Consider the following 22,965-nt stretch of genomic DNA (forward strand, 5'->3'; position numbering starts at 1 on the left):
AAGTTTTCAGTGATGCTCTAGATTAAAGCACGACCATCTGTTCCTTTTGTGATTCTTGCTACGTTGCTGTCTTGAGCATCATGTTCAACTACAAAGATAGCAAGGAATCCTTCATTAATGTTCACCGATCGCCATACATCAAAGTAAGGTTCTAATTCCTCATAATTTCCTACTCTATCAGTAAGATAAGGGTAAAGTTTCCTACTAGGAAGCACTAAAGCCGAACCTAAAAACACACCCCGCAAAAGACCAAGAACTAGTTTATTGACTGCACGGTGACTTGATGAAATATTGCCAGTTTCCCATTCAAGAGCAAAAAGATGTCCGTTTAAAGCTTTTGTTGCATCAACTCGTCCAGGTGATTTAGTTGCATAGGTTATTTTTGTTTCCAGTTGCCAACCAAAAGTTTCCTTAAGAAAAGCCATACAAGCATTTTTGATAGGCTTGACTCCATTCCCGTGGGGTGTTGGATTGATTGTGAAGTTTGAGGTGCCAGGAGGCCAAACTATTAACTGAATAGCACTGCGAATTTCGTTTTGAATAGTCACCCACTGTTGAGACTTTTCAAAACTACCACGACTCATTAAGGATACTTCTTGTACAATCTTCATAGTTTGGGAGCATTCGCTTTTGGATTCTAATTTGCTAGGGTAGATTTACAGTATTTGAAATTGGCACTCCCCACAGCTTATAATAAGTGCTTGGACAATCCAAGAGCATTCCTTCCTTCGCTACAGCCCGGTTGTCTTATCGAAATTGTTCCTAATTGATAACTAATAATACTGAGGTAACTACGATGGATTATCGGATAGAAAAATTACTGAATCGGCAAATTGAGTTGATAGAAAGATTACAAGATAGAGCTGATGAAATCTTGGATTGGCGAACTTCTCCAGATAACGCAGAAGCTGTTTTAGGATACTTTGAAGCTCTAGAATGTGCCGTGGAAAGTTTAGAGGGTTTATCTGAATCGTATCAAAAGTCAAAAGATTGGAATTTTGAGGACAACAAAGAGCGCAAGCGAGATCGCAACAAAGATGATGAGGACAGAAATGACTACCGGATAAGCAGTCGCGATGGAGATGACAGGGATGAATATCAAGACAGAAGGCGATTGTAGCTCCATCTTAGCAACCATCCCTATCAGGCTCAGGCATTATATTTTATACCCACCCATTTACTTGCAATAGGCATTCGCCAACCAGTACCAAAAGCGCGATCGGTAATCTTTAACCCAGGAGGTGCTTGTCTCCTTTTAAATTCTGCACGCGCCACTAGATCGATGACTCTGTCCACAATTCCCGGCTCGTGACCTCCAGCAACAATTTGTCCGGGGGATTGGTGGTGGTGAATCAAGCGTTCCAAGATATCATCCAACACATCATAGGGCGGAAGAGAATCTTGGTCAACTTGACCGGGTTTGAGTTCCGCACTAGGTGCTTTACTCAGAACGTTTTCTGGAATTATAGATTGAGAATGGGAAGGTATTTTCCCCAAGACCCCCTTCCCACTCAAGAGCGCCTGAGTGTTCAACCACTGGCAAATTGAATAAACGCGAGTTTTTGGAACATCCGCGATCGCAGCCAATCCACCATTCATATCCCCATAAAGGGTGCAGTAACCAACTGCAATTTCTGATTTATTACCAGTCGATAAGAGAAGATGACCGAATTTGTTAGAAATTGCCATCAACAAATTCCCCCTAATCCGGGATTGAAGATTCTCCTCTGCCAAGCCAAACTCCGTTCCTGCAAACAACTCAGCTAAGGTATTGTCATAACCTTCCATCAACTTCCCTATGGGCAAAATCTGAGTTTTCATCCCCAAATTATTTGCCAATGCCAAAGCATCACTAATGGAATGATCCGAACTGTAAGGTGAAGGCAAAAGAACACCGAGGACACTGTCTTGTCCCAATGCTGCAGTCGCCACAGCAGCGACTAACGAAGAATCTATACCACCGCTCAAACCCAGCACAACTTTGGAAAAGCCACACTTACGCACGTAATCGCGGACTCCCAAAACCAAACCATGCCATATTTCCTCATCTTCAGATTCATATCTTGGTGCAATAGAACTCAATTGCAAATCTCTCTGCACCTCATCAAATTCCACCACAACCAAGTCTTTCTCAAACCCAGAAGCACGACAGACCATTTCACCTTGACGGTTGAGGGCAAAACTTCTGCCATCAAAAATTAAATCGTCATTTCCCCCAACCTGATTGGCGTAAATAATCGGTTGTTGATAGCGCACGACACTGTGTTTGAGCATTTCTTCTCGAAACCTCTGTTTCCCCACACTGTAGGGAGAAGCAGACAAATTCACAATAAAATCTACGCCTAAAATTGCTAGATCCGCAATTGGATTTGTGGTGTAACTGCGTTTGCCCCAGAATTCTTCATCATTCCACAAATCTTCGCAAATAGTGACGCCAATATGAATATCATCTAAAGAAAAATAATTGGCTTGCAAACCGGGCTCAAAATAGCGGTTTTCATCAAAAACATCATAAGTCGGCAAAAGACGCTTGTGAAAAATTTGCTTTACCTGACCTTTTTCCAACAAAGCAATGCTATTAAATAACGTTTTGCCACCATTACTATGAGCTTTGAGATTCTCATCAACAGTTCCTACCAAAACAGCGAGTTCTGATGGCAAATCCCTTGCTAATTGTTGCAAATGATAATTCATTGCCAATAGAAAACTGGGATTGAGCAATAAATCTCTAGGAGGGTAACCACATAACGAAAGTTCTGGAGTCAATAGCAAACGCGATCCAACACTCGCAGCTTTTTTTGCCGCTTCCAGAATCTCTTTTGCATTACCCGGCAAATCACCAATAATAGGATTAAGTTGAGCGATCGCAATCTTCATTTTCTTCTCTGTACGCTTTTCGCGTCTGTGTCCTTACGGAAACGTTACACGAATGCGGTTAAATAAAAACTAAAGGTTTATCTTTAAACGGAGCAAAAGCTTCGGCATCAAACCGATATAAACTAGCTGGACGACCAGCCCCACGCGATACCTTTATTCCTGTATCGCATAAAAAACCCAACTTCAACAGGCGGGCGCGGAAATTAGAATAATCAGAAAAGTTTTCCCCCAAAACCGTAGTATATAACTGATATAAATCATTCAAAGTAAACATTTCTGGCAAAACTTCAAAAGCCACCGGGCTGTACTCCAACTTATTTCGCAAACGCCTGTGTCCGTAAGCCAGAATTTCGTTGTGATCGAAAGCCAATTGTGGCACTTGCTTGACAGGATACCAAGCGATTCCCGTCATGCGATCGGCAATTAATTCCGCTTCCTCAAATCGCACGAGAGCAAAATAACTGACCGAAAGATAACGCACGCCATAACTATCACTAGCTTCCCGTGGATCGCGTTGCGGTCCCCCAAAGGTATACAACTGCTCCAAATATAGATTTTTTGCTCTAATTTTCTCTGACAAAATGCGGTAAGCCGCATCTTCCAAAGACTCGCCTTGACGCACCAAAGTACCGGGAAGGCTCCAATGATTCAAAAATGGCTCCTGCTGTCTCATCACTAGTAACACAAGCAGGCGATTTTGGGCAGTATCTACAGAAAAAATAACATTATCCACACCAACCTTAAAATCCGCTAAAGGGGGTTGATTGAGTGGAGCAACAAACTTTCTTTGGCTGCGTCCTGGCATAGGAATCAATTGTTCAAAGCAATGAAGTTTTTAACAGTGACCAGTGACCCTCCCTTGTTCCACCACTGACCGGTGATTAATTAGATTTTGTTTAACAGGCTACATTGTTGGATAAACATTTATACAAATGCTCTTTATGAATGTAGTCAACTACGAGAGGTGTTAGGGCTTCGCTATCGCCACTTTCTCGATAAGCAGTTGAAGAAACATCCGGACCGATAAAATTGGCAAACTCGATTTTTCCTCCCAATTTTTGTACGATATGCACGCTAGATTCATCTATAACGAAACCCGGACGCGGTACGACTAGAAGTTGTACTTGTTGTAATAACTCTTCAATTCGATACCATCTTGGCAGTTGAGCTAGCAAATCCGAACCTACGACTAAAGTAAACTCCGATCGATCTGGCCAAAGAGCTTTTGCTTTTTCTAATGTTTCTAAAGTTCTCAAACTACTTAATTGCTGTTCCAATCCAATGTTGTCTTGAGGCGCATCGATATCCTTAATTAACAAATGTAGCATCGCTACGCGATGTTCCAATCTGGTTTGATGGGACTTAAAAGGATTGTCTGCAGCCCAAACTGCTACCCAGTCGTATTTATTAGACAGCCATTTGATAATAGCTTGATGTCCTGCGGTTGGTGGATCGGCACTCGTACCAAATAATGCGATTCTCATGGTTAGTGGTTGGTGGTTAGGGTTTGTTTTCTGGTTTGTTGTGTCAGTTCCTCTAGGGGGATCGAGATATTTACTGGTACTGACGTAGGGTTATTCAGTTGTCTGACCTCTTCCGGTAAACTAGCGACTGAGGCAGTTGTACGCTGCCGAATTTGTGCTATGTTTTCAGGCGATCGCACTCTTTGTCCCTCTTTCATAAAGAGTTCCAATAAAGGTTGTTCCTCCAAACAATCTTCTGTAGCCAGTCCCAACTTATCGGCTTTCACCTTCCCTCCCACTAAAGTGCGAAAAATTTGCTTGCGTCCTGGATAAGTTCCTTTACCAGTTGATTGTTTCATCACTGGGATACCATCTATTTCCACCAGTTTGTAAACTCCGTTTACGGAAGAACCGGTCACTAAACGGGTTCCCAAGCCATAACCATCAATCTCAGCACCAGCCGCCTTTAACTTTGCTATTTCCCACTCGTCCAAGTCCCCACTGGCAAAAATCGACACTCCAGGAAGCAACAACTTCACTTGTTTTGACAGGGATACCAAATCTCCTGAGTCCAGCCTGACACCAGATAATTCCATTTCCCCAGAATTGACCTTTTGGGCTAAACGGCGAGCAGCCGCTATGGAATCATAAGTATCAATCAACAATGGCGCACCTGGAAAATAACGGTGAAATGCGGTAAAAGCTTGTTCTTCGTTACCTTCCATTGCTGATAATGCCATAACCAAAGAATGAGCCATTGTACCACTGGGCTTTTGCCCCAGTTGCAGTGCTGCTAACACATTTGATGTCGCATCCAAACCACCAGCTAAAGCCGCACGTGCAGCCCATAAAGCAGCTTGTGGGCTAAATGCCCTTCTCGTGCCAAATTCCAACAGCGTTGCATTTTCAGATGCTACATCGCGCACTCTTGCTGCTCGTGTTGCAATTAAACTTTGATAATTCAGGGTGTTTAACAGGTAGGTTTCCACCAACTGAGCTTCCCACAGAGGTGCTTCTACTCGCAACAGCGGTTCATGGGCAAACACGGCTGTCCCTTCAGGTATTGCCCAAACATCTCCTGTAAAACGTCCTTCAGCTAGAAGTGACCAAAAACGGGTAGGCGCATTGGTGAAAATTCCTGTCGCTTGTAAAGCTTCCACTTGAGTTGCACTAAAGCGAAAATTTTCTAAATATTCCAATGCTTGTGCTAGACCCATTGCAATTAAATAACCAAAATTTTGTGGCAAGCGCCTGACGAATAACTCAAAACTCGCCCGCCGTTGTTCTACACCTTCTCCGGTGTAGCAAGCTGCCATCGTCAACTGGTAAAGGTCTGTCAGCAAACTGTAATCAAGAGATGAAAACGTTAACTCTTGATTTTCCAAACTCTGCTGCTTCTGGTGGTCTATAGATGCATAATTTACGACTGGAAAACTGGTCATGGCATAACGCCCTTGGAAGAAAGCTTATGATTTATGGTAGTTTTTACCATAAATATTGTCAACTACTAGACTGTTTTTTCTTGAAAATGCCTAAAACCCGTATTTCTACGTGGTGCATATTATTATCTTAATCTATTATTTAAAATATTTTAATAGTTGTCTGTAAAAATAAAGAACAATAGAAGAACGTTAAAGTAAGAAAAGCTTATCCTTTACTCCCAGTCGTACCCTTTTCCTTGCTTAACTATTGCAAATATCTATCTCTTATTGTTGCGGACAGTATAAATATATTTCCGATCGCGGACAACCAAAATTTTGTTAACTACACTAGAAAAACATAACAATTTAAGCAATTACAAACAAGGGAGTATTGGTATTATGGCTATCTCCAAAATGCTTGCTGATTTTACTCAGTTTGTTTCTGAAGCAGCAATGCGAATTTTTACTCCTACTAATGATGCTTATCCAAATATTGGAGTACAACCATTTACAGGGGAACCCTATAATCAAAAAACAGATAATCGGTGGTGAGCTTTAGCGAGCCGTGGTTAGCGGTTAGTATTTTTTCTAATAACTACTACTGACTAACCACTAATTCTATTTAACAATGATCCCATTCCAATTCTGCTAAGAGAAATAAGCAGAAAAACATGACAGCGCCAGTTAATAAAAACTGCAAACCACCTACATAAGGTAAACTTAAAATTCCCAACAGGTGAATAACACTTGTGAACAGTAAAGTTCGCGATCGGATTGCCAATCCCGTACAAAAATAGCCAAACGAGCACAAACCCAACCATATAGGACATAAATTTAACAGTATTTCTCCCCAGCCAAAAAAAACACCCAAGTCAGTTACAACCACACCCGATAACATCAACACAACCCAACAATATAATATCCAACAGACTTGTCTTTCTTTGACCCAATAGTGAGTCCAATAAACCATTCCTACAGTTCCAAAAATAGAAAGTATCGACCATAAAATTGCTTGTAAATGCCAACTAATAGGGAAGAACTGGGCAGTGACAAACATGGGTGCGATCGCTAAACCCCAAAGTAGAAAACATTGGTCAAGACGGGTATAAAAATTTGAATACAGTTGTCTGTTGCCTATTTGCCAGCTAACTTGCCAAAATCCCTGCAAACGATAAGTTTCTAGGGTAGCTTGTTTGCGCCGTAAAGGCGGTACGGAATTATTAAAAAAGTTCATTTGAATTTTTTGCAGAAGAAAAAATTATTTTTTTGCATCATATAGCTATATTTAGTCTTTCAATTTATTGAGTAAAACCTTTACGGGAATCTCTCTTGAGATATGACTTCTGCTTGGTTGTATTCTCTCGTTTGTTGGATTTGCGATCTCCCTTTTACATCTAAACAACAATAACTACTCTCTCATTCACAAAAACTCCTTCTAATGAAATAGGTTTTGATATTGATAAATCCCAAATTGTTATAGAATCACAACAAAAATTGGGTAAGAACCCCAACTTCTTCAAGAAGTTGGGGTTCTTGCATTAAACCAAGTGGTGTCAACAGCAAACACCCTTACTATATATGAGTCTATAAATACAGTGAGATTTTATTTGTATTGAAAAATACACGATCGCCGTTCATCGTTTTGCCTGACTTTTACCAAAAAAAACTTTTATAGCTTGTCTTCATCAGTCTTTAAGAGGATTAATTTTGTTTGTTTGCCAGGAATGCAAACATTAACAAATAATAAAGATTGTGGCAATAATAGAGTTGCGATCGCTAATAACTCTCCTTTATCTGTCATGCGTGATAACCCATTTTTATAGGCTTTGCTTTCTCTTCAACTAATTCAAAAGGATAGCTTCAGCCAAAACCTTGCAAAAGGGATTCCCAGGAGACAAAGCGGGAACAAAAAACTAGGAGCAACGAGAGAATGTTGTCTAAAAACGGTTATTTGCGGTTTGCAGTCAGTGCTTTAATATTGCTGAGTTGTTTGGGGTTTGAGACAGCCACAGCACAGACAAATCGAAGAATGAAAAACCAGCAACAGCCTTTACAAACACAGGCTGATACAAAAGTGATGAATCTCCTTTCACCTGAAGCACAAAAATATTTATCACCTGAAGATAATGTGGAATCAGAAGGAGAGATCGTACAAGCCAAGCATTACGACTGTTATAAAGCTCGTCACCGAAAAGTGCGGCATTACAGAGTGTATCATCGCAGGAATTACCGTTGTCCTTGTCCTGGCTACCATCACCGCCCTGTTCGTTACCCCCAAAAGGTCTATCACTACCACTATCATTACTACAAAGTGCATCCACGTAAGGCATACCGTCACGGAGTTCCGCATAACGGGAATTTTTATCGGTATTAATTAGTTGTTGGTGGTTGGTTACTTTAAAAACTGACCACTAACCCAATTATTCAAAAAGAAAGCGACTGCAGCGCTACCTAAAGGAACTGTCAAATTGTCAATTCCAAACATTGAAAAAACTTCTAAGCCAGTCGCAACTAAGGCGACTACCAAAGAAACTAACCAAGTTTGCCAAACATTACCCTGGAGGCTGAGTAGGATTGTACTGGCGATCGCATAGCTAACAGCAGTTACTGTGAGAGAACCTTCCAAGCTTTTTTGTCTCCCCAAAACTTTGTATTTGTGCTTACCAAATCGCTGACCGACAAGTGCTGCTAGTCCATCACCCCATGTCATCACTAAGACTCCTAAAACTGCATAGTGGGGTTGCTGTATAGACCAGAAGCAAGCTATAAGGATACCAATACTGGCAGAATAGAAAAAAGTTCCGAGACTTTTGCGCCCAACGCTATCAATACCGGGGAGAATAGGAAATCGGTAAGACAACAGGGTGGCTGCACTCGCTACAATCGAAGCGGTAATACCCACGCTGGCTGGAATACCCAACCACCAAGCAACTAAGATTATGTTTCCAGTTCCAATATGTACGATCTTTCTGACAACTTCAGGGTCTTTGTCATCAAGACGATTCACCCGCCATGCGATCAGAAGCATGAGGAATACCCAAATTGACGCAATGGCAATTTGCGTGTAAACAGGAGGGATTGATTCTAAACCAGGTAATGAATTTAGCAAAGATAAAACAAGATAAAAACTTTAGTCTTTAATACCACTTTATTAGATTTGAGCAACATAAATGAAATTATTACTCATTTTACCGATTCGCTTTTATCGAATGTTTATTTCACCGATGTTTCCTCCAAGCTGTCGCTTTCAACCAACTTGTTCAATGTACGCTCTCCAGGCTATTGAACGATTTGGGGTCTGGCGAGGTAGTTGGTTGGCTCTTCGGCGTATTTCCCGTTGTCATCCATTTCATCCCGGCGGTTACGATCCCGTACCGGAAAGAGATAGGGGGGACAGAGGAGACAAGGCAGACAAGGTAGATAAATAATAAATACTTAAATAAAATGCGACCCTATCATAAAGTACTCATTATTGAGTGTGGTGAACCTTTGGTACAGATTCCTTTGGAACTATTTGCTGTAGAATCTCCCCATCCTTATGAAAGGTTGGGTGCGCCTTATGGCGATCGCTCACCTTATTTTCTTCGTAAAAGCGTTGTTGATAGCTTGGTAGTTGCTCAAAACTATCTCCAGCAAATCCGTCCTAACTGGCTGATCCAAATTTTTGATGCCTACCGTCCCGTGGAGGTACAGCAGTTTATGGTGAGTTATGCTTTTTCCCAAGCCTTGCAGATGAGAGGGTTAAGTGAGGCTAAATTGTCACCAGAGCAGCTCGACGAGATTTGGGAGGAGGTTTATAAAATTTGGGCTGAACCCAGTTTGGATGAAAAAACACCTCCACCTCACAGCACGGGTGCAGCTGTTGACGTTACATTGGTGGATGATGCAGGAGCAATTGTCGATATGGGTTCGCCTATTGACGAGATGTCAGAGCGATCGCATCCGTCGTACTTTGGTAACGCGACCGATCTACAAGCGCAGCAGTTTCACGCTAACCGACAACTCCTGTGCGATGTTATGGAGACAGCAGGATTCAAGCGCAATCCCAGAGAGTGGTGGCATTTTTCCTCAGGCGATCAGATGTGGGCTTGGCTCAATAATGAAGCAAATCCTGACAATTCATTAAATGCACGTTACGGACGCTTATCTTAAAACGTTACCACCAACCTATGCCCGCAAGAGCTATACGCTAGTCTCCAGGGCGCAGGAAACCCGCTTACAGGGATAGACTCACCACTAACAACTAACCCTCAAGCATCTTGAGGATTAAGTTGAATTAACTCATCTGTAGTATAAGTTCCTACTGGGCTCCAGATTAAATACGGAACAAGCAGTAAAGCAGCCAGTTTAGATATTGGTAAAACGGCGATTGTCAGTAACACACCCAAAATAACGCCAATCGATCCAATAATTTCTCCGATTTTTAAACTCCGCCACCTAAGCATGAGTGGAATGTAAGAGATAGTAATAATTTCCAACAAGAGAAACAGACCCATCAAGAGCCAACTTCTCAAACTCCCTGGGTTTTGCTGCCAAACAATATTAGCGGAAGCCGCACCGCAAAGAAAAATAAAAGTCCAAATGAAGGGAATTAGTGGTTCAAAGACTAACCAACGGGGTCGCGTTAACCGTGCAAACCACTTAACGTCACGAGGTGTTATAAAAAAACTGCCAACTGCAATTGAAAAAGTGACAGCCCCAATTACCATCCAAGATTGAATCATTGCTTTATACCTTATTAAGCATTTTGTCAAGCAACACAAGGCAATTGTGGCAATTGAGGGCATAATTTTAATCAGTCGTAAGTTGGAATTGTTTCATGGCTAGTGGTTAATAGTTGGTAACAACTAACCACTCTCTAATTTACGCATCCTTTGGATTAAGTTGTATCATTTTCCCAGTAGTATACGTACCAATGGGGCTCCAAAGTAAATAAGGAACAAGAAGCAGCGCTGCCCAACCAGAAACAGATAAAACTGTGATTGCTAGTATAATTCCTACAATAAAACCCGTACCGCCAACGATCGTACCCGCTTTCAAACTGCGAAGTCGAAGCATAACCGGGTTATAAGCAACTGTAACAATTTCTAAAAGGAGATATAAAACCATGAGCAACCAAGTTTTCGTTGTTCCTGGATTTTTTTCCCAAACAATATAAGCTGACCAAGCACCACAAATAAATACTACAGTCCAGATAACTGGGATTGCTGCCTCAAAAGTAAGCCATCTCGGTCTTTGCAAACGCTTAAACCACTTGACATCGTTGGGAGTAATGATGTTAGAAGCTAATGCAACCAAGAATGCCACTCCGCCAATCACCATCCAGGATTTAATCATCCTTCACCCTTTGCTAGGCTCGCATATAAGATTTCTCAATCCAATTTTGTCAAGTTTTAGCTAAATAACTCATCAATCCTGAGTTTGAAAAAGGGAATAGGGATCGATCGCACGTTCTACACCAGACCGGAACGTAAAGCGACAACAGCTGCTTGTACGCGGTCATCAACAGAGAGTTTATTCATAATTCCGCGAACGTGTGTTTTAACAGTGTTGGGACTGAGATAGAGTTTTTCAGCAATCTCTGGATTGCTATATCCTTCTACCATCAGTTTCAACACTTCTAACTCGCGCTGAGACAAATTTGCTGTATTTCCACTAGGAGTAGGTGGTTTAAGATTTTCAATAACGCGTCTGGCAATTTGGGGATCGAGGTAAGCCGCACCTTCAACAGCAGCTGCGATCGCACTCAACAATCGTTCTACACTTGCGCCTTTGATACAATAAGCATCTGCACCACTAGATAAAGCAGCAACAATCTCTGTATCTGTTTTATGAGACGTTAACATCACCACATGAGTCTCTGGAAGCGCTGCTTTTATTTGTTGTGTTGCTGCGATTCCGTCCAAACGCGGTAATCCAATATCCATTACTACCAGATCTGGTTTTAATTTGAGTGCTGCTTGAACGCCCAAGTAACCATCTTCTGCTTGTCCGACAATTTCTAATTGGGGATGAGCCATAAGTGATTGTTCGAGTCCGAGTTGCATCATTGGGTCATCTTCGACAATAAGAACTCGTAGGGGAGAAGCATTAGCTGGCAAATTTAAGGGAAAGGAACTTTCTAAAGACATTTTTGTGAATTATGAATTATGAATTATGAATTATGAATTGTAATTGGTGAATTCTGAATTTTATTTTCATCATTTATCATTCATAATTCATAATTCTTTTTACTCTTCTACGCGATATCCCAAGTCTGCCAATCGCATCCGAGAATGACGCCATTTCGGTTGTACTTTGACAAATAGCTCTAGGTAGACTTTACCAGCAATTAACTTTTGGATTTGCTCGCGAGCAGCACTACCAATTGCTTTTAACATGGTTCCACCTTTACCAATAAGAATGCCTTTTTGGGAATCGCGTTCTACGTGTATGGTAGCAAAGACTCGGGTAATAGTCGGAGTTTCCTCTACGCGATCGATTGCGATCGCCACTGAATGAGGAACTTCTTCACGAGTTAACAGTAAAATTTGTTCTCTGATTAACTCACCCATGATGAAGCGTTCTGGTTGATCGGTTACCAAATCGGGTGGATAGTACATCGGTCCTGGCTCTAATTGTTCAATTAGTAACCTTTGCAGTTCCGACAATCCGCTCCCTGTCTTAGCTGAAAATTTTACCGTTTGCCATTGAAGTGACTTTGCTAATTGAGCGTAACTCCCATCTATTTGTTGAAACTCTGCTGGTTGTTGGTCAATTTTATTCAAACCCAATATCACTGGTGTTTGACTGCGATTCAGTAGCTCGGAAATGTACAGATCGCCTGTTCCACAGACCGTAGAGCCATCCACAACAAACAGCACAATATCCACTGATTCAATTGCTATTTTGGCATTTTGCACCAAAACCTCTCCCAATTGATGGTGGGGTTTATGGATTCCTGGTGTATCTACAAAGATTAACTGTGCTTCTGGTGTTGTTAAAATGCCTCGCAACCGATTCCTTGTTGTTTGTGCGACTGGTGATGTAATGGCAATTTTTTGTCCTACCAAATGATTCATCAGCGTAGATTTACCGACATTAGGGCGACCAATAATGCCAATAAAACCCGACTTAAATCCAGGAGGAGCCTGCGGAATCATCACTTCTCCTGAATTAGAGAAGATGTTACTATCACTACTATTCACTCTTTGGCTCCACCCTCATCTTGTACCTTTAAAATTCCTAAATTTTGTTGTAAACAGAGAAAAAACATAAAATCACCCTGGCACTTCTCTTAATTGCCTTACGCCTTTGCTTAAAGTTTAACAATCTAATGGTCATATTTGTAGTTCCACTGATGAGCGCTCGCGGGTTACTGGTTATTGGTCACCGCAATCAAACCCAGTACAAACTCACCTTCATTAACGGCGTGATTGGTTGATGAGTCGTAAATTAGCCCATCTTGTTCGGCAAAGACATCAATGACAGTTGGTAATTTGCCTTCTTTATTAAATTGCAATACTTGATACAATTTATCTCCTACCTTTACCGAACTTCCCAATTCAACTTTTGATTGAATCATTCCACCTGTTGGAGCATAATATTTTTTGGCTTGGCTTCTCGTGCTAAAACTCATCTCAGGGGATGTGTTTTGTAATAAATCTCCTTTTACAGAAATGTCAGCAGTTTGCAGCACTCCTTTCTGGACTAAATAATTTTTTATACCCCTAAGTCCTTTCTCAACTGAATCGGGATTCATCTGCATTCCCGTTCCAAGTTCTAGCGTCCAAGCTTCCACATCAAACTTATTTTCTCTACCAAGTTCTTTGAAACATTTTTCCAGTGCTAACCAAGGTTTGATAAATGCTTCATCAAAAGCATTGCCATCATATTCATCTAATAAAATTCCAAGTGGAAGTAAAAAGTATTTTGCACTTTCTTCTCGATCGCGGAAGTAATATACATAGTTTAATCCTTGAGTTGTATGGCTGTGTATGTCGATCAGGTAATCTGCATCTATACTCAAAGATTGCAATTTATAACGAAATTTTTCTGTATAGGAGACGCTACTAGAAGAGTTAATCTTTTCTAAAAGATCTGTAAATTTTTGCTGAATAGCATCAAGATAATTTTTTCGTACTGTTTCTATATTTAAATGAATTTGAGAGCGAGCGAATTCCATTATATTTTTAGTAAACTTCTCATAATCCCAAAAAATACGGTTCCAATCTTTAGCTTCCGAAATACAATACCTTCCAGAAGAAAAAAAATGCGATCGCTGATTTGTACTCATAGAATTACAAACAGGAACCAGCCAGATTTCTCCAGCTAGGTCTGTGGGCTCTACAGATAGCAAAAATTCAATAAGTTGGTGAATAACAGCATTGCCAACAATTTCTGCACCGTGTAGGTTAGATTGAATATAAACTTTTTTGCCGGGATGAGCACCATTAAATTTATAGACTTGAAACGAGAGTACATCGCCTGAAGCCATATGGCGCTGCGGGATTGTTTCAATGTTTGGAAGCATGACAGTGCTGAGGGATAATGAATAAATAAATTAAACCAATAACAACTAACAAATAACAACCAACAACTAACCCTTAACAAATGCAAAGAATTGCGATCGCGCCATCCCAACTCCAACAAGGGCAAATTTTGCTCACTCCCCAACAACAGCATTATCTGGGGCGTGTTTTGCGTTTGCGTACAGGCGATCGCTTTATTGCAATGGATGGAATGGGACAATGGTGGCTGGCGTCTTTGGAAGGGGATAACGCTCGGGTTTTAGAACCAATGGTCGTGCAAACCGAATTAAGAGCAACCATAACGCTGATACTGGCTTTGCCTAAGGGTAACGCATTTGATGATGTAGTACGCAGCTGTACTGAGTTAGGAGTTGCTATCATTGCTCCGGCGATCGGCGATCGGACTTTACTCAAACCAAGCTCTCAGAAACTTGAAAGATGGCAGCGAATTGCACGAGAAGCCGCAGAACAATCCGAACGTTCTTTTGTTCCGACTATTTTAGAACCTGTCTCCTTCAGCACAGCTTTATCATCTGCAAGCGATTGGCAATACATCTGTGTTGCTCGCGGTCAGTCTCCTCATTTGCGAGATTGCTTGCAAAACAACACACAAATGGCAAATGACGACGGACAAAGAACAATTGCCATTGCAGTGGGACCGGAGGGAGGATGGACGCAAAAAGAAGTAGAGTGCGCTATTGACGCAGGATTTCAACCTGTTTCGCTTGGGCGTCGCATTCTCAGAGCAGTCACAGCTCCAATTGTTGCCCTATCTATTGTGGCAGCTGAGTTAGAATCTGGAAAATTTGGGAACTATAAATAATAATTTGGTGCTAAGACTTACCGCCTGCTGTGAGTCCAATACTGCAAACCCTTAACTTGACTGTCTGCAAAATCCCAAATCTAAAATCCCAAATCCATGCTTGAGCAAGTTGCTTCTGCCTTAGAGCGTAAAGATTATGCTACTGCTGCTAAATTACTCAAACAGTTACTGAAAGAATCGCCAGATAATCCTTGGGTGCAGTTTTATTTGGGAAGGTTCTATGAATCTACTGGAAAGCAAGCAGAGGCGGAAAAATCTTACCGCCGACTGTTACGCGATACGACGAATTCTAAGTTACTGACACAAGCACGTCAAGGTTTGCAACGCTTGGAAGACATCGCAAAAGAGGAGCGACAGCAAGCGAAAGCGAAAGCAACAGCTGATTCTGGCAATAAAGAATTGGGAGTCTTAGTCTTAGAACCAATTGGCAATGATTTGAAAACTCAAGCAGCACAAAAATTTGCTCAAATTATGCAGATTGATGCTTATAATGCAAGACTGATGCTGCCAAGTCGGAGTTGGCGCGTATATCGAGCGGGAGCAGTAGGAGAGCTAAAATATTATGGAGAACAGCTACGTAATGCTGATATTCCCTGTTTTTGGACGAGTCTTTCTGAAATTCAAAAAATTAAAGTCTTTCAAGTCAGTTACTTTCAAGAATCTACTTCAGGTATAACCGTCATTTGCAAAAATGATTCAAATCAACTTGGTTCCCTTAACTTTGAATGGTCAGAAGTCCGAGGACGCGTACAGGGACTGCTACCTATTTTTGAACAAGTTGTAGACAGAAACGTGCGTGGTCAATTGGAACGCAAAACTCAAACTCAAGACTATTTTAAATTTTGCGATTTACATCTTCCTGGAAGAAAATCAATTTTGCGATTTTATGATAATGGATATAACTATCATGAAGGTATAGAAATTGCCGATCGCATGAGCCAAAGTACGATCAAAATGAATTGGAATAAATTGTTAAGCTGGCTTGACCAAAAGCTTCTACAGGTTGAAGTATGGTCGGAGTTTACACATTTTGCAGAAACAGTATTAGACAGAACAGAGCTACTACATCAAATTCCATCTCATATTCATTTATTTCGTCGAGAACCAACTGCTTGGGACTCAGCTTTTCACTTATACAGTAGTTTGGTTTTTTTACAAAATGTTGCAATTAACAGCAACTATTGACCAGTTACTTACCGGATTTAAAACAGGTATTTAGATAATAAAGCAATTTCTTTTTTCCATATATAAATTAAGGGGCTTACAGGGTAAGGTTTATTTGTAATTTCTATGTATGATGATTGTAATTAGTAATGTGTGTTTGATTCAAAAATTTAATAAAATTTTAATTAATACTCAATTTTATCCTAATTTTCCTACTTGTAATTTTTCGTAACTTTTAAGAAGCTTTAGTAACATACCTTTTCGGGTCGATAAAACCTAGAAAGCTTTGATAAAACTGGATTATCGTAATTTGCATTTCTAAGCAAATGTGGCTAAGTTAATACTTGACATTCTCATAAAAGCACTGAGATACTTAATAAGACAACAGAAACACCTTAAAGCTTTACACACTTATAGTTTTGTATGAAACCTGCTTGAGCGCTCCAAGCAAAGGTTGGGAAAATGCATTCTTATCTCACTCGCAGTTTCTAGTTACATGGATGAGACACATATGTTTGTATCAACGCATGTTTAGTCCAATATATTTGGCAAACAAGTGATACTAAATTCGCGTCTTATACCCCCTTTATAATAGAGTCCGCGCAGGCGGTGAGTTTAGTCCTGTAGGCGGGTTTCCCGCCGTAGGGAACTAGCGAACCCGAAGGGACTTCGTTTGTATAGCCGTGATTTCTAATCACTAGGGCTTACTTGGGGTGGTAAAAACGGATTTGGTATGATATGGCAGTTATCGGGACTGTGATGAAGGCAATAAGAATTATTGTAAATTAAAACAAACATTGCATATTTTTTAATTCAAAATACCATTTTATGGAGTAACAATAACTGATTGCTTGTAAAACGGATATTTTAATATATTATACAAAAGTACTTTTTGTAAAAAAATACAAAAATGTTGTTTTATCATCAAACAGTAGCCCAGATAGCTATCATTGCTATCTCTAGCAATGCCGGGAAACTTGATTGAGGAGTGTTGATAACCAAGAGCAAATAAAAAAGTCTAAGTATGAGATTCTTCGGTTTCAATCAAAAGAAAAAAAAGGAAAAAAGCGTGAGTAAGCAAGCAAGCTCCATACCGAGTGTTGATTTAGTTATTGTCATTGATACAAGCCCTTCAATGAAAGATGAAGCCCGCTCGCTCAGTGATGCGGCTTCCAGTGCGATCGCAAAAGCTAAATCCAGTTGTCCTTCCGACTTGAGAGTGGTTTGGTTGGGTATAGAAGGGACTTGGAAAGGAACCTCTTTTGACCAAACTGTCAGAGCTTATTTAACTCAAAAGTGCAAGGTGTCTGAATCCAAACTCCGGGGTCGAAAAAAAGGAGAAGTTGCAGACGCAGGAGCGCAAGAGGATGCGGCTCGCGCCATCGAAGATATTTCCGATTACTTTGATTGGCGCACAGGTGCAGCCAGAGCAATTTTCTATCTCGGTGATGAAGCCCTTGAAGGGGGTGGAGATAAAACAGATCGAGAGGATATTAAAGCGACTAATTTGGCAATCCAAAAAGCCCAAGGCGCAGGAATTACCGTTCATACTTATTTTGGAACGTCCAAAAGCAAGCATTCAGAAGGTATCAAAACTGAATACGCCAGACTTGCAACTTCAACAGGCGGACAAGCCTTTACAGATAAAGATGCCATTAGCGGTTTTAGCGCTGTCTTAGAAAAAGTTATTTGTGGTAGTCGCACAGCTAAACCAGTAAAGCTCGCGCCAGGAGCGGTTTACATTCAAGATTGTGTCTCCAATGAATTCAGCAAACTTTACACTCTAGATTTAGCCACAGGTAAAGCTTCTTTAATTGGCGAAATCGTGACAGAAGTTTCGGATATTGCTTTTGTTGGTTCTCAACTCTATGGGCTCGATCGAGAAGGCGATAAAACTCAACTCATTAAAATCGATCTCAATTCAGGTAATGCTACCGTCATTGGCAATATTGGCTTTGCAGCAGCTGGTTTAACATACAGTCGCTATCGTCGAACTCTCTACGCCACAACTGCCAAACAACTGATAGCAATTAATTTAGAAACAGGCAAGGGAACGCCAATTGCCACGGTAGCAGGGAAAGATTATAACTGTGGCGAAGTTGCCTTTGATGCTAATGGTAAGGCTTATATTACCTTAATCGGTTACGACAAGAAAAAGCTTTTAGCAAGCTGCAATCTGGATACAGGCGAAGTCAAAAATATCGGTGATATTGGCTTTCCCGATCTTGCCAGTATGGAATTTGTTGGCGATGTTCTCTATGGCGTGACGGGCAATTTCTATAAGTTAGGTAAAGACGGTCAATTAATCCGTATTGATACTACCACCGGTCGGGGAACTTTAGTGACCTCCACAGATCCTGCTGGTCGTTGGGCAGGTATTACCATTTACGAACCAGTGAAGGTAGTCACAACAGAAATCACTCCAGGAGTCAGCACGAACGAAGAATCTGGAAAGACAAACGAAGAATCTGGAAAGACAAAAGTGACTGAAGAAAATAAAGTTGTTAGGGAGGAAAGTATGAACCTTTTAACCATCGATACCAAGAATAACTGTTATGTTATCGACGCCAATCAAATGAACAATTTGCAACAACATGTTGCTAGTTCCTTTACCTTCGATAAAGGGACGTTTGATATCAAAATTACTGGCGGTCGCTACAGTTATGCTAAAGCAAAAACAGAAGGAGAACCATTTGTTTTACTTTGGATCTATGGAGTTGATGGAAGTACGTTTATCAATAAAAACACGGGTTTTGAGGTAGGTGCAACCTGGACAACATTAAATGGATATAGCGATCGCCTCAAATTAGAAGTCAAAGAAAGAGCAGTTCTGTGTGCTTTGTTCTTCGATCTAAACAATACGGATAACAGTGGTACCATTGACCTTTTAATTACCAGTAACAAACCCTTTTTCAATCCTCACACTTTAAAAGTCGATAGCAAACGCAATTGCTATGTGTTGGATGAAAGTCACTTGTCGAGCCTGAAACAATCTGGTTCTAATGTGGTGGAACTCAATCCCGGAAACTATCGCATCAAAATTCGGGAAGGGAATGCCAGCTACTGGTCTGATAACAAGAAATTTAACATAGAACCTTGGGCTTTAATTTGGGTTCAGGGTGGAAAATTTGTGACTAAGCTGACGGGTATTGAAGTTGCAGAAACTTGGTGCTCTCTGAATGGTCTAAAAGACGAAGTCATTATAGAAGTCAAAGAAAAAACGACCTTAACAGGTTTATTTTTTGACACCTTCAAGGAAGATAATGAAGGACAAATTGTTCTGGCAATAGAGCCAGTGAGTGTCACTGAACTCACCAAAATCTCTGAAAATCGTGAAAAGATTAGCGTTCAAGAACGGACAAAAGAAACAACTGTTACGACCGAGACTGTGACAACTTTTGAAGGTTCAGGTGGATCTGGAAGTCGCGAACGTGAAACAGTGACTGCGGGTAACTCGATAGAGTTCACCTTCCGCTTTAACGAAGATGAGTTCAAGAAAAAGTGGGAAGAGCAGTTACAGCAAATTGACAAATCTCTCAAGGGGCTAGATGAAAAAGACGTCACACTAGAAGCGAAATATTGGGATCAGCTCGAGCATTGGCTGCTGAAAAACTATGAGAAGCACTTTAAAAACTTAGCTGTAGAAGTGGCGAAAGTCCGATTCACGATGGACGCTTACACGCAGCAAATGGAGTTTAGTCTCAACCAGCATTTGCAAGGCTGGTCTACCTACTTAGACAGGCTACTACAAGATCGGATCAACGTTGAGATTTCAAAGAGAATCAATCAACAGATCAACCAGTATTTTGACCAAACCTTTGAGCAAAAAATCCGTAACAATGTTGGATTAATTATCAACAATATTATCAATAAGCAGGAACTCAACCAGTACATCGATCGCTATGTTGAGCGTCAACTCGACCAAAGCTTCGAGCAAAAAGTGCAGAATAATGTTGCCTTAATTGTCAACAACATTGTTAACAGACAAGAACTCAACCAGCACATTGACCAGCACATCGATCGCCAAGTCAACCAGACTTTCGAGCAAAAGGTGCGTAACAACATTGAACTCATTGTTAACAATATCGTTAACAAGCAGGAGTTCAACCAGCACATCAACCAGCACGTTGACAGCCAAGTCAACCAAACCTTCGAGCAAAAGGTGCGTAACAACATTGAACTCATTGTTAACAATATTGTGACCAAACAGGAGTTCAATCAGCACATCGACCAGCACGTTGACAGCCAAGTCAACCAAACCTTCGAGCAAAAGGTGCGTAACAACATTGAACTCATTGTTAACAATATTGTGACCAAGCAAGAGTTCAATCAGCACATCGACCAGCACGTTGATACACAAATTGAGCAGACCTTCGAGCAAAAGGTACACAATCATATCAACGCAATTACTCAAGCTCTTGTCACTAATAATACCGAGCTTAACCAGTACGTCAACCAGCAAATTGACAATACTTATGAGCAAAAGATTCAAAATAACCTATCATTGATTACTCACAACATTGTGAATAACAATCAGGAATTGAATCAGTACATCGAGCACCGCTTGCAGGAGACGGTCATCAACAACACGGAGGTTAATAACGAAATTGTCAACCTCGTTTCCAACAGTACCGAAATTAACGAAAAGATTGAAAATCTCCGCAGCGAGTGGAACCAAACATTCATCAACCTAGTGACACAGAACGCCGATATACTGATTAACACCATCGGTGGTAAAGAGACATTCAACCAACTCATCAATCAGAAGATTGTTAATAACAATACGGAAATTAACGAGTACATCAGCCTGCAAATTGACAATACTTACGAGCAAAAAATCCAAAATAACCTGTCATTGATTACTCACAACATTGTGAATAACAATCAGGAATTGAATCAGTACATCGACAACCGCTTGCAAGAAACAGTCATCAACAACACGGAAATTAACAACGAGATTATAAACCTTGTTTCTAACAGTACCGAAATCAACAACAAGATTGAAAATCTCCGCAACGAGTGGAATCAAACATTCATCAGCCTGGCGACACAGCATATCGATAGTCTGATTAATACCATCGGTGGGAAAGAGACATTCAACCAACTTATTATCCAAAAGATTGTCAATAACAATACAGCTATTGACCAGTACATTAGCCAGCAAATTGACAATACTTACGAGCAGAAGATTCAAAATAACCTGCAATTGATTACTCACAACATTGTGAATAACAATGAGGAATTAAACCAGTACATCGATAATCGCTTGCAGCAAATTGTCGTCAACAACACGGAAATTAATAACAAGCTGGAAAATCTCCGCAACGAGTGGAATCAAACATTCATCAATCTGGCGACACAGCACATCGATCGATTAATCAGCATTATCGGGAACAGAGAAACATTCAACCAACTTATCACTCAGAAGATTGTCAACAACAATACTGACATTGACCAGTACATCAGCCTGCAAATTGACAATACCTACGAGCAGAAAGTCCGCAATTACATCCAGTTGATTACTCACAATATTGTGAATAACAATCAGGAATTAAACCAGTACATCGATAACCGCTTGCAGCAAACTGTCCTCAACAACACGGAAATCAACTACGAAATTATCAATCTTATTTCCAACAGTACTGAAATTAACACCAAGATTGAAAATCTTCGCAATGAGTGGAATCAAGCATTTATCAATCTGGCGACACAGCATATCGAGCAACTGATTAGCATCATTGGGAATAAAGACACCTTCAACCAACTGCTCGTCCAAAAGATTGTCAATAACAATACGGAAATTAACCAGTACATCAGCCAGCAAATTGACAATACTTACGAGCAAAAAGTTCGCAATTACATTCAAGTCATTACCCAAAACATTGTGAATAACAATGAGGAATTAAATCAGTACTTCGACCAGCGCCTGCAGCAAACTGTCATCAGCAACACTAACATTAACAACCAGATTGTCAACTTTGTTGCCAACAGCACTGAAATTAACAACAAGATTAACAACGTCTACAGAGATATTGACATCAAGATTGCCAATGTCCGCAATGAGTGGAACCAATCTTTCATCAGTCTTGTTGGACAGTACGTTGATGAAATAATTAACATCATCGGTAACAGAGATACATTCAATATCCGAATTGCTAATTTAATCAACGTCAAGGTAGATGAGCTTCTCAATCAAATCTTGAGAACCAAGAACGAATTGACCGTGATTATGAACAATGCGGACAGACATCTCTACGAGTGGACGTTGGGAGAACTCATGGCTATCAAAGGCTGCTTAACAGATCGCCAAGCTTTTGTTGAGCACTTGGTTTCCTTTAGCACCGAACTGCGAACCAAGCTCGATTGTGCGCCTTGCGTGGACATCAACACCATCAAGCCCTTTAAGCCCCTTTCTTCCACTCAACCACAGCAATTACCAGGAAGCTAATGATGGCTCGTGTGTCAAATTAATTCTGATGAGTTAAGTTAGTTAAAATCCCCGACTTCTTTAAGAAGTCGGGGATTTTGCACTTGTGAATCTTTCGATGACTATATGTTTAGTCGTCGTCTTTTCAGGTTCCAACTTCCCTCGGAACAATGTCTTGATTTCCCGATGGTTCATCCCACTCAGTACACTGCGCGAACGCGTTAAGACGTGGGGCTTCTGCCAGATTCAACTAAAAAACCCAGTTTCTCTTTTAGGGAAA

21 protein-coding genes are annotated in these 22,965 nt (G+C 40.7%); 8 read left to right on the forward strand and 13 right to left on the reverse strand.

Going from position 1 to position 22,965, the window contains the following annotated elements:
• Positions 1-17: 17 nt before the first annotated feature.
• Complete coding sequence (locus HC643_RS26130) at positions 18-611, reverse strand: PDDEXK family nuclease (protein ID WP_038083624.1); 594 nt, start codon at positions 609-611, stop codon at positions 18-20.
• Between the two features lie 185 nt (positions 612-796).
• On the opposite strand from HC643_RS26130, the gene HC643_RS26135 reads away from it, so the two are divergent.
• Positions 797-1,120: a hypothetical protein gene (locus HC643_RS26135; protein ID WP_038083626.1), complete on the forward strand. Its 324-nt coding sequence runs from the start codon at positions 797-799 to the stop codon at positions 1,118-1,120.
• A gap of 29 nt (positions 1,121-1,149) precedes the next feature.
• On the opposite strand, the gene HC643_RS26140 is transcribed toward HC643_RS26135, so the two are convergent.
• The 4 genes from HC643_RS26140 to HC643_RS26155 all read right to left on the reverse strand — a co-directional run bounded on the left by HC643_RS26140 (position 1,150) and on the right by HC643_RS26155 (position 5,782).
• Positions 1,150-2,877: an NAD+ synthase gene (locus HC643_RS26140; protein WP_038083629.1), complete on the reverse strand. Its 1,728-nt coding sequence runs from the start codon at positions 2,875-2,877 to the stop codon at positions 1,150-1,152.
• A 58-nt stretch (positions 2,878-2,935) separates the two neighbouring features.
• The gene (locus HC643_RS26145; protein WP_038083633.1) at positions 2,936-3,682 is read right to left on the reverse strand and encodes an NUDIX hydrolase; all 747 of its coding nucleotides are present in this window, start codon (positions 3,680-3,682) and stop codon (positions 2,936-2,938) included.
• A 91-nt stretch (positions 3,683-3,773) separates the two neighbouring features.
• Positions 3,774-4,361: a nicotinate-nucleotide adenylyltransferase gene (locus tag HC643_RS26150; protein ID WP_038083637.1), complete on the reverse strand. Its 588-nt coding sequence runs from the start codon at positions 4,359-4,361 to the stop codon at positions 3,774-3,776.
• Positions 4,362-4,363: 2 nt separating this feature from the next.
• Positions 4,364-5,782, reverse strand: a complete 1,419-nt coding sequence (locus HC643_RS26155) for a nicotinate phosphoribosyltransferase (protein ID WP_202048656.1) — start codon at positions 5,780-5,782, stop codon at positions 4,364-4,366.
• Positions 5,783-6,160: 378 nt separating this feature from the next.
• On the opposite strand from HC643_RS26155, the gene HC643_RS26160 reads away from it, so the two are divergent.
• On the forward strand, positions 6,161-6,313 hold the full coding sequence (locus tag HC643_RS26160; RefSeq protein WP_167844756.1) for a hypothetical protein: 153 nt from the start codon (positions 6,161-6,163) through the stop codon (positions 6,311-6,313).
• A gap of 70 nt (positions 6,314-6,383) precedes the next feature.
• Here HC643_RS26160 and HC643_RS26165 read toward each other — a convergent pair whose 3' ends face one another.
• Both HC643_RS26165 and HC643_RS42200 read right to left on the reverse strand, forming a co-directional pair.
• On the reverse strand, positions 6,384-6,995 hold the full coding sequence (locus tag HC643_RS26165; RefSeq protein WP_038083643.1) for a hypothetical protein: 612 nt from the start codon (positions 6,993-6,995) through the stop codon (positions 6,384-6,386).
• Between the two features lie 435 nt (positions 6,996-7,430).
• Complete coding sequence (locus tag HC643_RS42200; protein ID WP_272899795.1) at positions 7,431-7,562, reverse strand: hypothetical protein; 132 nt, start codon at positions 7,560-7,562, stop codon at positions 7,431-7,433.
• Between the two features lie 129 nt (positions 7,563-7,691).
• Here HC643_RS42200 and HC643_RS26170 point away from each other — a divergent pair, with 129 nt between their 5' ends.
• Positions 7,692-8,135: a hypothetical protein gene (locus HC643_RS26170; protein WP_137986601.1), complete on the forward strand. Its 444-nt coding sequence runs from the start codon at positions 7,692-7,694 to the stop codon at positions 8,133-8,135.
• A gap of 18 nt (positions 8,136-8,153) precedes the next feature.
• On the opposite strand, the gene HC643_RS26175 is transcribed toward HC643_RS26170, so the two are convergent.
• Positions 8,154-8,870, reverse strand: coding sequence for a diacylglycerol/polyprenol kinase family protein (locus tag HC643_RS26175; RefSeq protein WP_050046844.1), 717 nt, complete (start codon positions 8,868-8,870; stop codon positions 8,154-8,156).
• Between the two features lie 61 nt (positions 8,871-8,931).
• Between HC643_RS26175 and yidD the strand changes: the two genes are divergently transcribed.
• A complete protein-coding gene (gene yidD, locus HC643_RS26180) occupies positions 8,932-9,189 on the forward strand; it encodes a membrane protein insertion efficiency factor YidD (protein ID WP_038083647.1) in 258 nt (85 codons plus the stop codon).
• A 16-nt stretch (positions 9,190-9,205) separates the two neighbouring features.
• Entirely contained in the window at positions 9,206-9,913 is a 708-nt protein-coding gene (locus HC643_RS26185; protein ID WP_038083649.1) for a M15 family metallopeptidase, read from the forward strand.
• A gap of 98 nt (positions 9,914-10,011) precedes the next feature.
• Here HC643_RS26185 and HC643_RS26190 read toward each other — a convergent pair whose 3' ends face one another.
• From HC643_RS26190 to HC643_RS26210, 5 genes are all read right to left on the reverse strand, one after another.
• A complete protein-coding gene (locus tag HC643_RS26190) occupies positions 10,012-10,485 on the reverse strand; it encodes a TspO/MBR family protein (protein ID WP_038083651.1) in 474 nt (157 codons plus the stop codon).
• A 139-nt stretch (positions 10,486-10,624) separates the two neighbouring features.
• Entirely contained in the window at positions 10,625-11,098 is a 474-nt protein-coding gene (locus tag HC643_RS26195; protein WP_038083653.1) for a TspO/MBR family protein, read from the reverse strand.
• 116 nt (positions 11,099-11,214) lie between these two features.
• A complete protein-coding gene (locus HC643_RS26200) occupies positions 11,215-11,892 on the reverse strand; it encodes a response regulator (protein WP_038083654.1) in 678 nt (225 codons plus the stop codon).
• Between the two features lie 99 nt (positions 11,893-11,991).
• Entirely contained in the window at positions 11,992-12,903 is a 912-nt protein-coding gene (gene era / locus HC643_RS26205; protein ID WP_038083656.1) for a GTPase Era, read from the reverse strand.
• A 212-nt stretch (positions 12,904-13,115) separates the two neighbouring features.
• Entirely contained in the window at positions 13,116-14,273 is a 1,158-nt protein-coding gene (locus HC643_RS26210) for a succinylglutamate desuccinylase/aspartoacylase family protein (RefSeq protein ID WP_038083658.1), read from the reverse strand.
• Positions 14,274-14,353: 80 nt separating this feature from the next.
• Between HC643_RS26210 and HC643_RS26215 the strand changes: the two genes are divergently transcribed.
• The 3 genes from HC643_RS26215 to HC643_RS26225 all read left to right on the forward strand — a co-directional run bounded on the left by HC643_RS26215 (position 14,354) and on the right by HC643_RS26225 (position 22,706).
• On the forward strand, positions 14,354-15,094 hold the full coding sequence (locus HC643_RS26215; protein ID WP_038083659.1) for a 16S rRNA (uracil(1498)-N(3))-methyltransferase: 741 nt from the start codon (positions 14,354-14,356) through the stop codon (positions 15,092-15,094).
• Positions 15,095-15,190: 96 nt separating this feature from the next.
• Positions 15,191-16,279: a tetratricopeptide repeat protein gene (locus HC643_RS26220; protein WP_038083661.1), complete on the forward strand. Its 1,089-nt coding sequence runs from the start codon at positions 15,191-15,193 to the stop codon at positions 16,277-16,279.
• Positions 16,280-17,327: 1,048 nt separating this feature from the next.
• Positions 17,328-22,706 carry a hypothetical protein gene (locus HC643_RS26225; RefSeq protein ID WP_137986600.1) on the forward strand — a complete coding sequence of 1,793 codons (5,379 nt, stop codon included), beginning with the start codon at positions 17,328-17,330 and terminating at the stop codon, positions 22,704-22,706.
• Positions 22,707-22,965: the final 259 nt, after the last annotated feature.

It is taken from the genome of Tolypothrix bouteillei VB521301 (genome assembly GCF_000760695.4).
GTDB lineage: Bacteria > Cyanobacteriota > Cyanobacteriia > Cyanobacteriales > Nostocaceae > Scytonema > Scytonema bouteillei_A.

What these genes read in the sequence shown, in the direction of transcription:
- HC643_RS42200 (WP_272899795.1), bottom strand. Translation starts at nt 7,562, where the DNA reads ATGACAGATAAAGGAGAGTTATTAGCGATCGCAACTCTATTATTGCCA.
- HC643_RS26200 (WP_038083654.1), bottom strand. Translation starts at nt 11,892, where the DNA reads ATGTCTTTAGAAAGTTCCTTTCCCTTAAATTTGCCAGCTAATGCTTCT.
- HC643_RS26145 (WP_038083633.1), bottom strand. Translation starts at nt 3,682, where the DNA reads ATGCCAGGACGCAGCCAAAGAAAGTTTGTTGCTCCACTCAATCAACCC.
- HC643_RS26155 (WP_202048656.1), bottom strand. Translation starts at nt 5,782, where the DNA reads ATGACCAGTTTTCCAGTCGTAAATTATGCATCTATAGACCACCAGAAG.
- HC643_RS26165 (WP_038083643.1), bottom strand. Translation starts at nt 6,995, where the DNA reads ATGAACTTTTTTAATAATTCCGTACCGCCTTTACGGCGCAAACAAGCT.
- HC643_RS26220 (WP_038083661.1), top strand. Translation starts at nt 15,191, where the DNA reads ATGCTTGAGCAAGTTGCTTCTGCCTTAGAGCGTAAAGATTATGCTACT.
- HC643_RS26140 (WP_038083629.1), bottom strand. Translation starts at nt 2,877, where the DNA reads ATGAAGATTGCGATCGCTCAACTTAATCCTATTATTGGTGATTTGCCG.
- HC643_RS26135 (WP_038083626.1), top strand. Translation starts at nt 797, where the DNA reads ATGGATTATCGGATAGAAAAATTACTGAATCGGCAAATTGAGTTGATA.
- era (WP_038083656.1), bottom strand. Translation starts at nt 12,903, where the DNA reads ATGATTCCGCAGGCTCCTCCTGGATTTAAGTCGGGTTTTATTGGCATT.
- HC643_RS26170 (WP_137986601.1), top strand. Translation starts at nt 7,692, where the DNA reads ATGTTGTCTAAAAACGGTTATTTGCGGTTTGCAGTCAGTGCTTTAATA.
- HC643_RS26195 (WP_038083653.1), bottom strand. Translation starts at nt 11,098, where the DNA reads ATGATTAAATCCTGGATGGTGATTGGCGGAGTGGCATTCTTGGTTGCA.
- HC643_RS26190 (WP_038083651.1), bottom strand. Translation starts at nt 10,485, where the DNA reads ATGATTCAATCTTGGATGGTAATTGGGGCTGTCACTTTTTCAATTGCA.
- HC643_RS26210 (WP_038083658.1), bottom strand. Translation starts at nt 14,273, where the DNA reads ATGCTTCCAAACATTGAAACAATCCCGCAGCGCCATATGGCTTCAGGC.
- HC643_RS26130 (WP_038083624.1), bottom strand. Translation starts at nt 611, where the DNA reads ATGAAGATTGTACAAGAAGTATCCTTAATGAGTCGTGGTAGTTTTGAA.
- HC643_RS26150 (WP_038083637.1), bottom strand. Translation starts at nt 4,361, where the DNA reads ATGAGAATCGCATTATTTGGTACGAGTGCCGATCCACCAACCGCAGGA.
- HC643_RS26160 (WP_167844756.1), top strand. Translation starts at nt 6,161, where the DNA reads ATGGCTATCTCCAAAATGCTTGCTGATTTTACTCAGTTTGTTTCTGAA.
- yidD (WP_038083647.1), top strand. Translation starts at nt 8,932, where the DNA reads ATGAAATTATTACTCATTTTACCGATTCGCTTTTATCGAATGTTTATT.
- HC643_RS26185 (WP_038083649.1), top strand. Translation starts at nt 9,206, where the DNA reads ATGCGACCCTATCATAAAGTACTCATTATTGAGTGTGGTGAACCTTTG.
- HC643_RS26215 (WP_038083659.1), top strand. Translation starts at nt 14,354, where the DNA reads ATGCAAAGAATTGCGATCGCGCCATCCCAACTCCAACAAGGGCAAATT.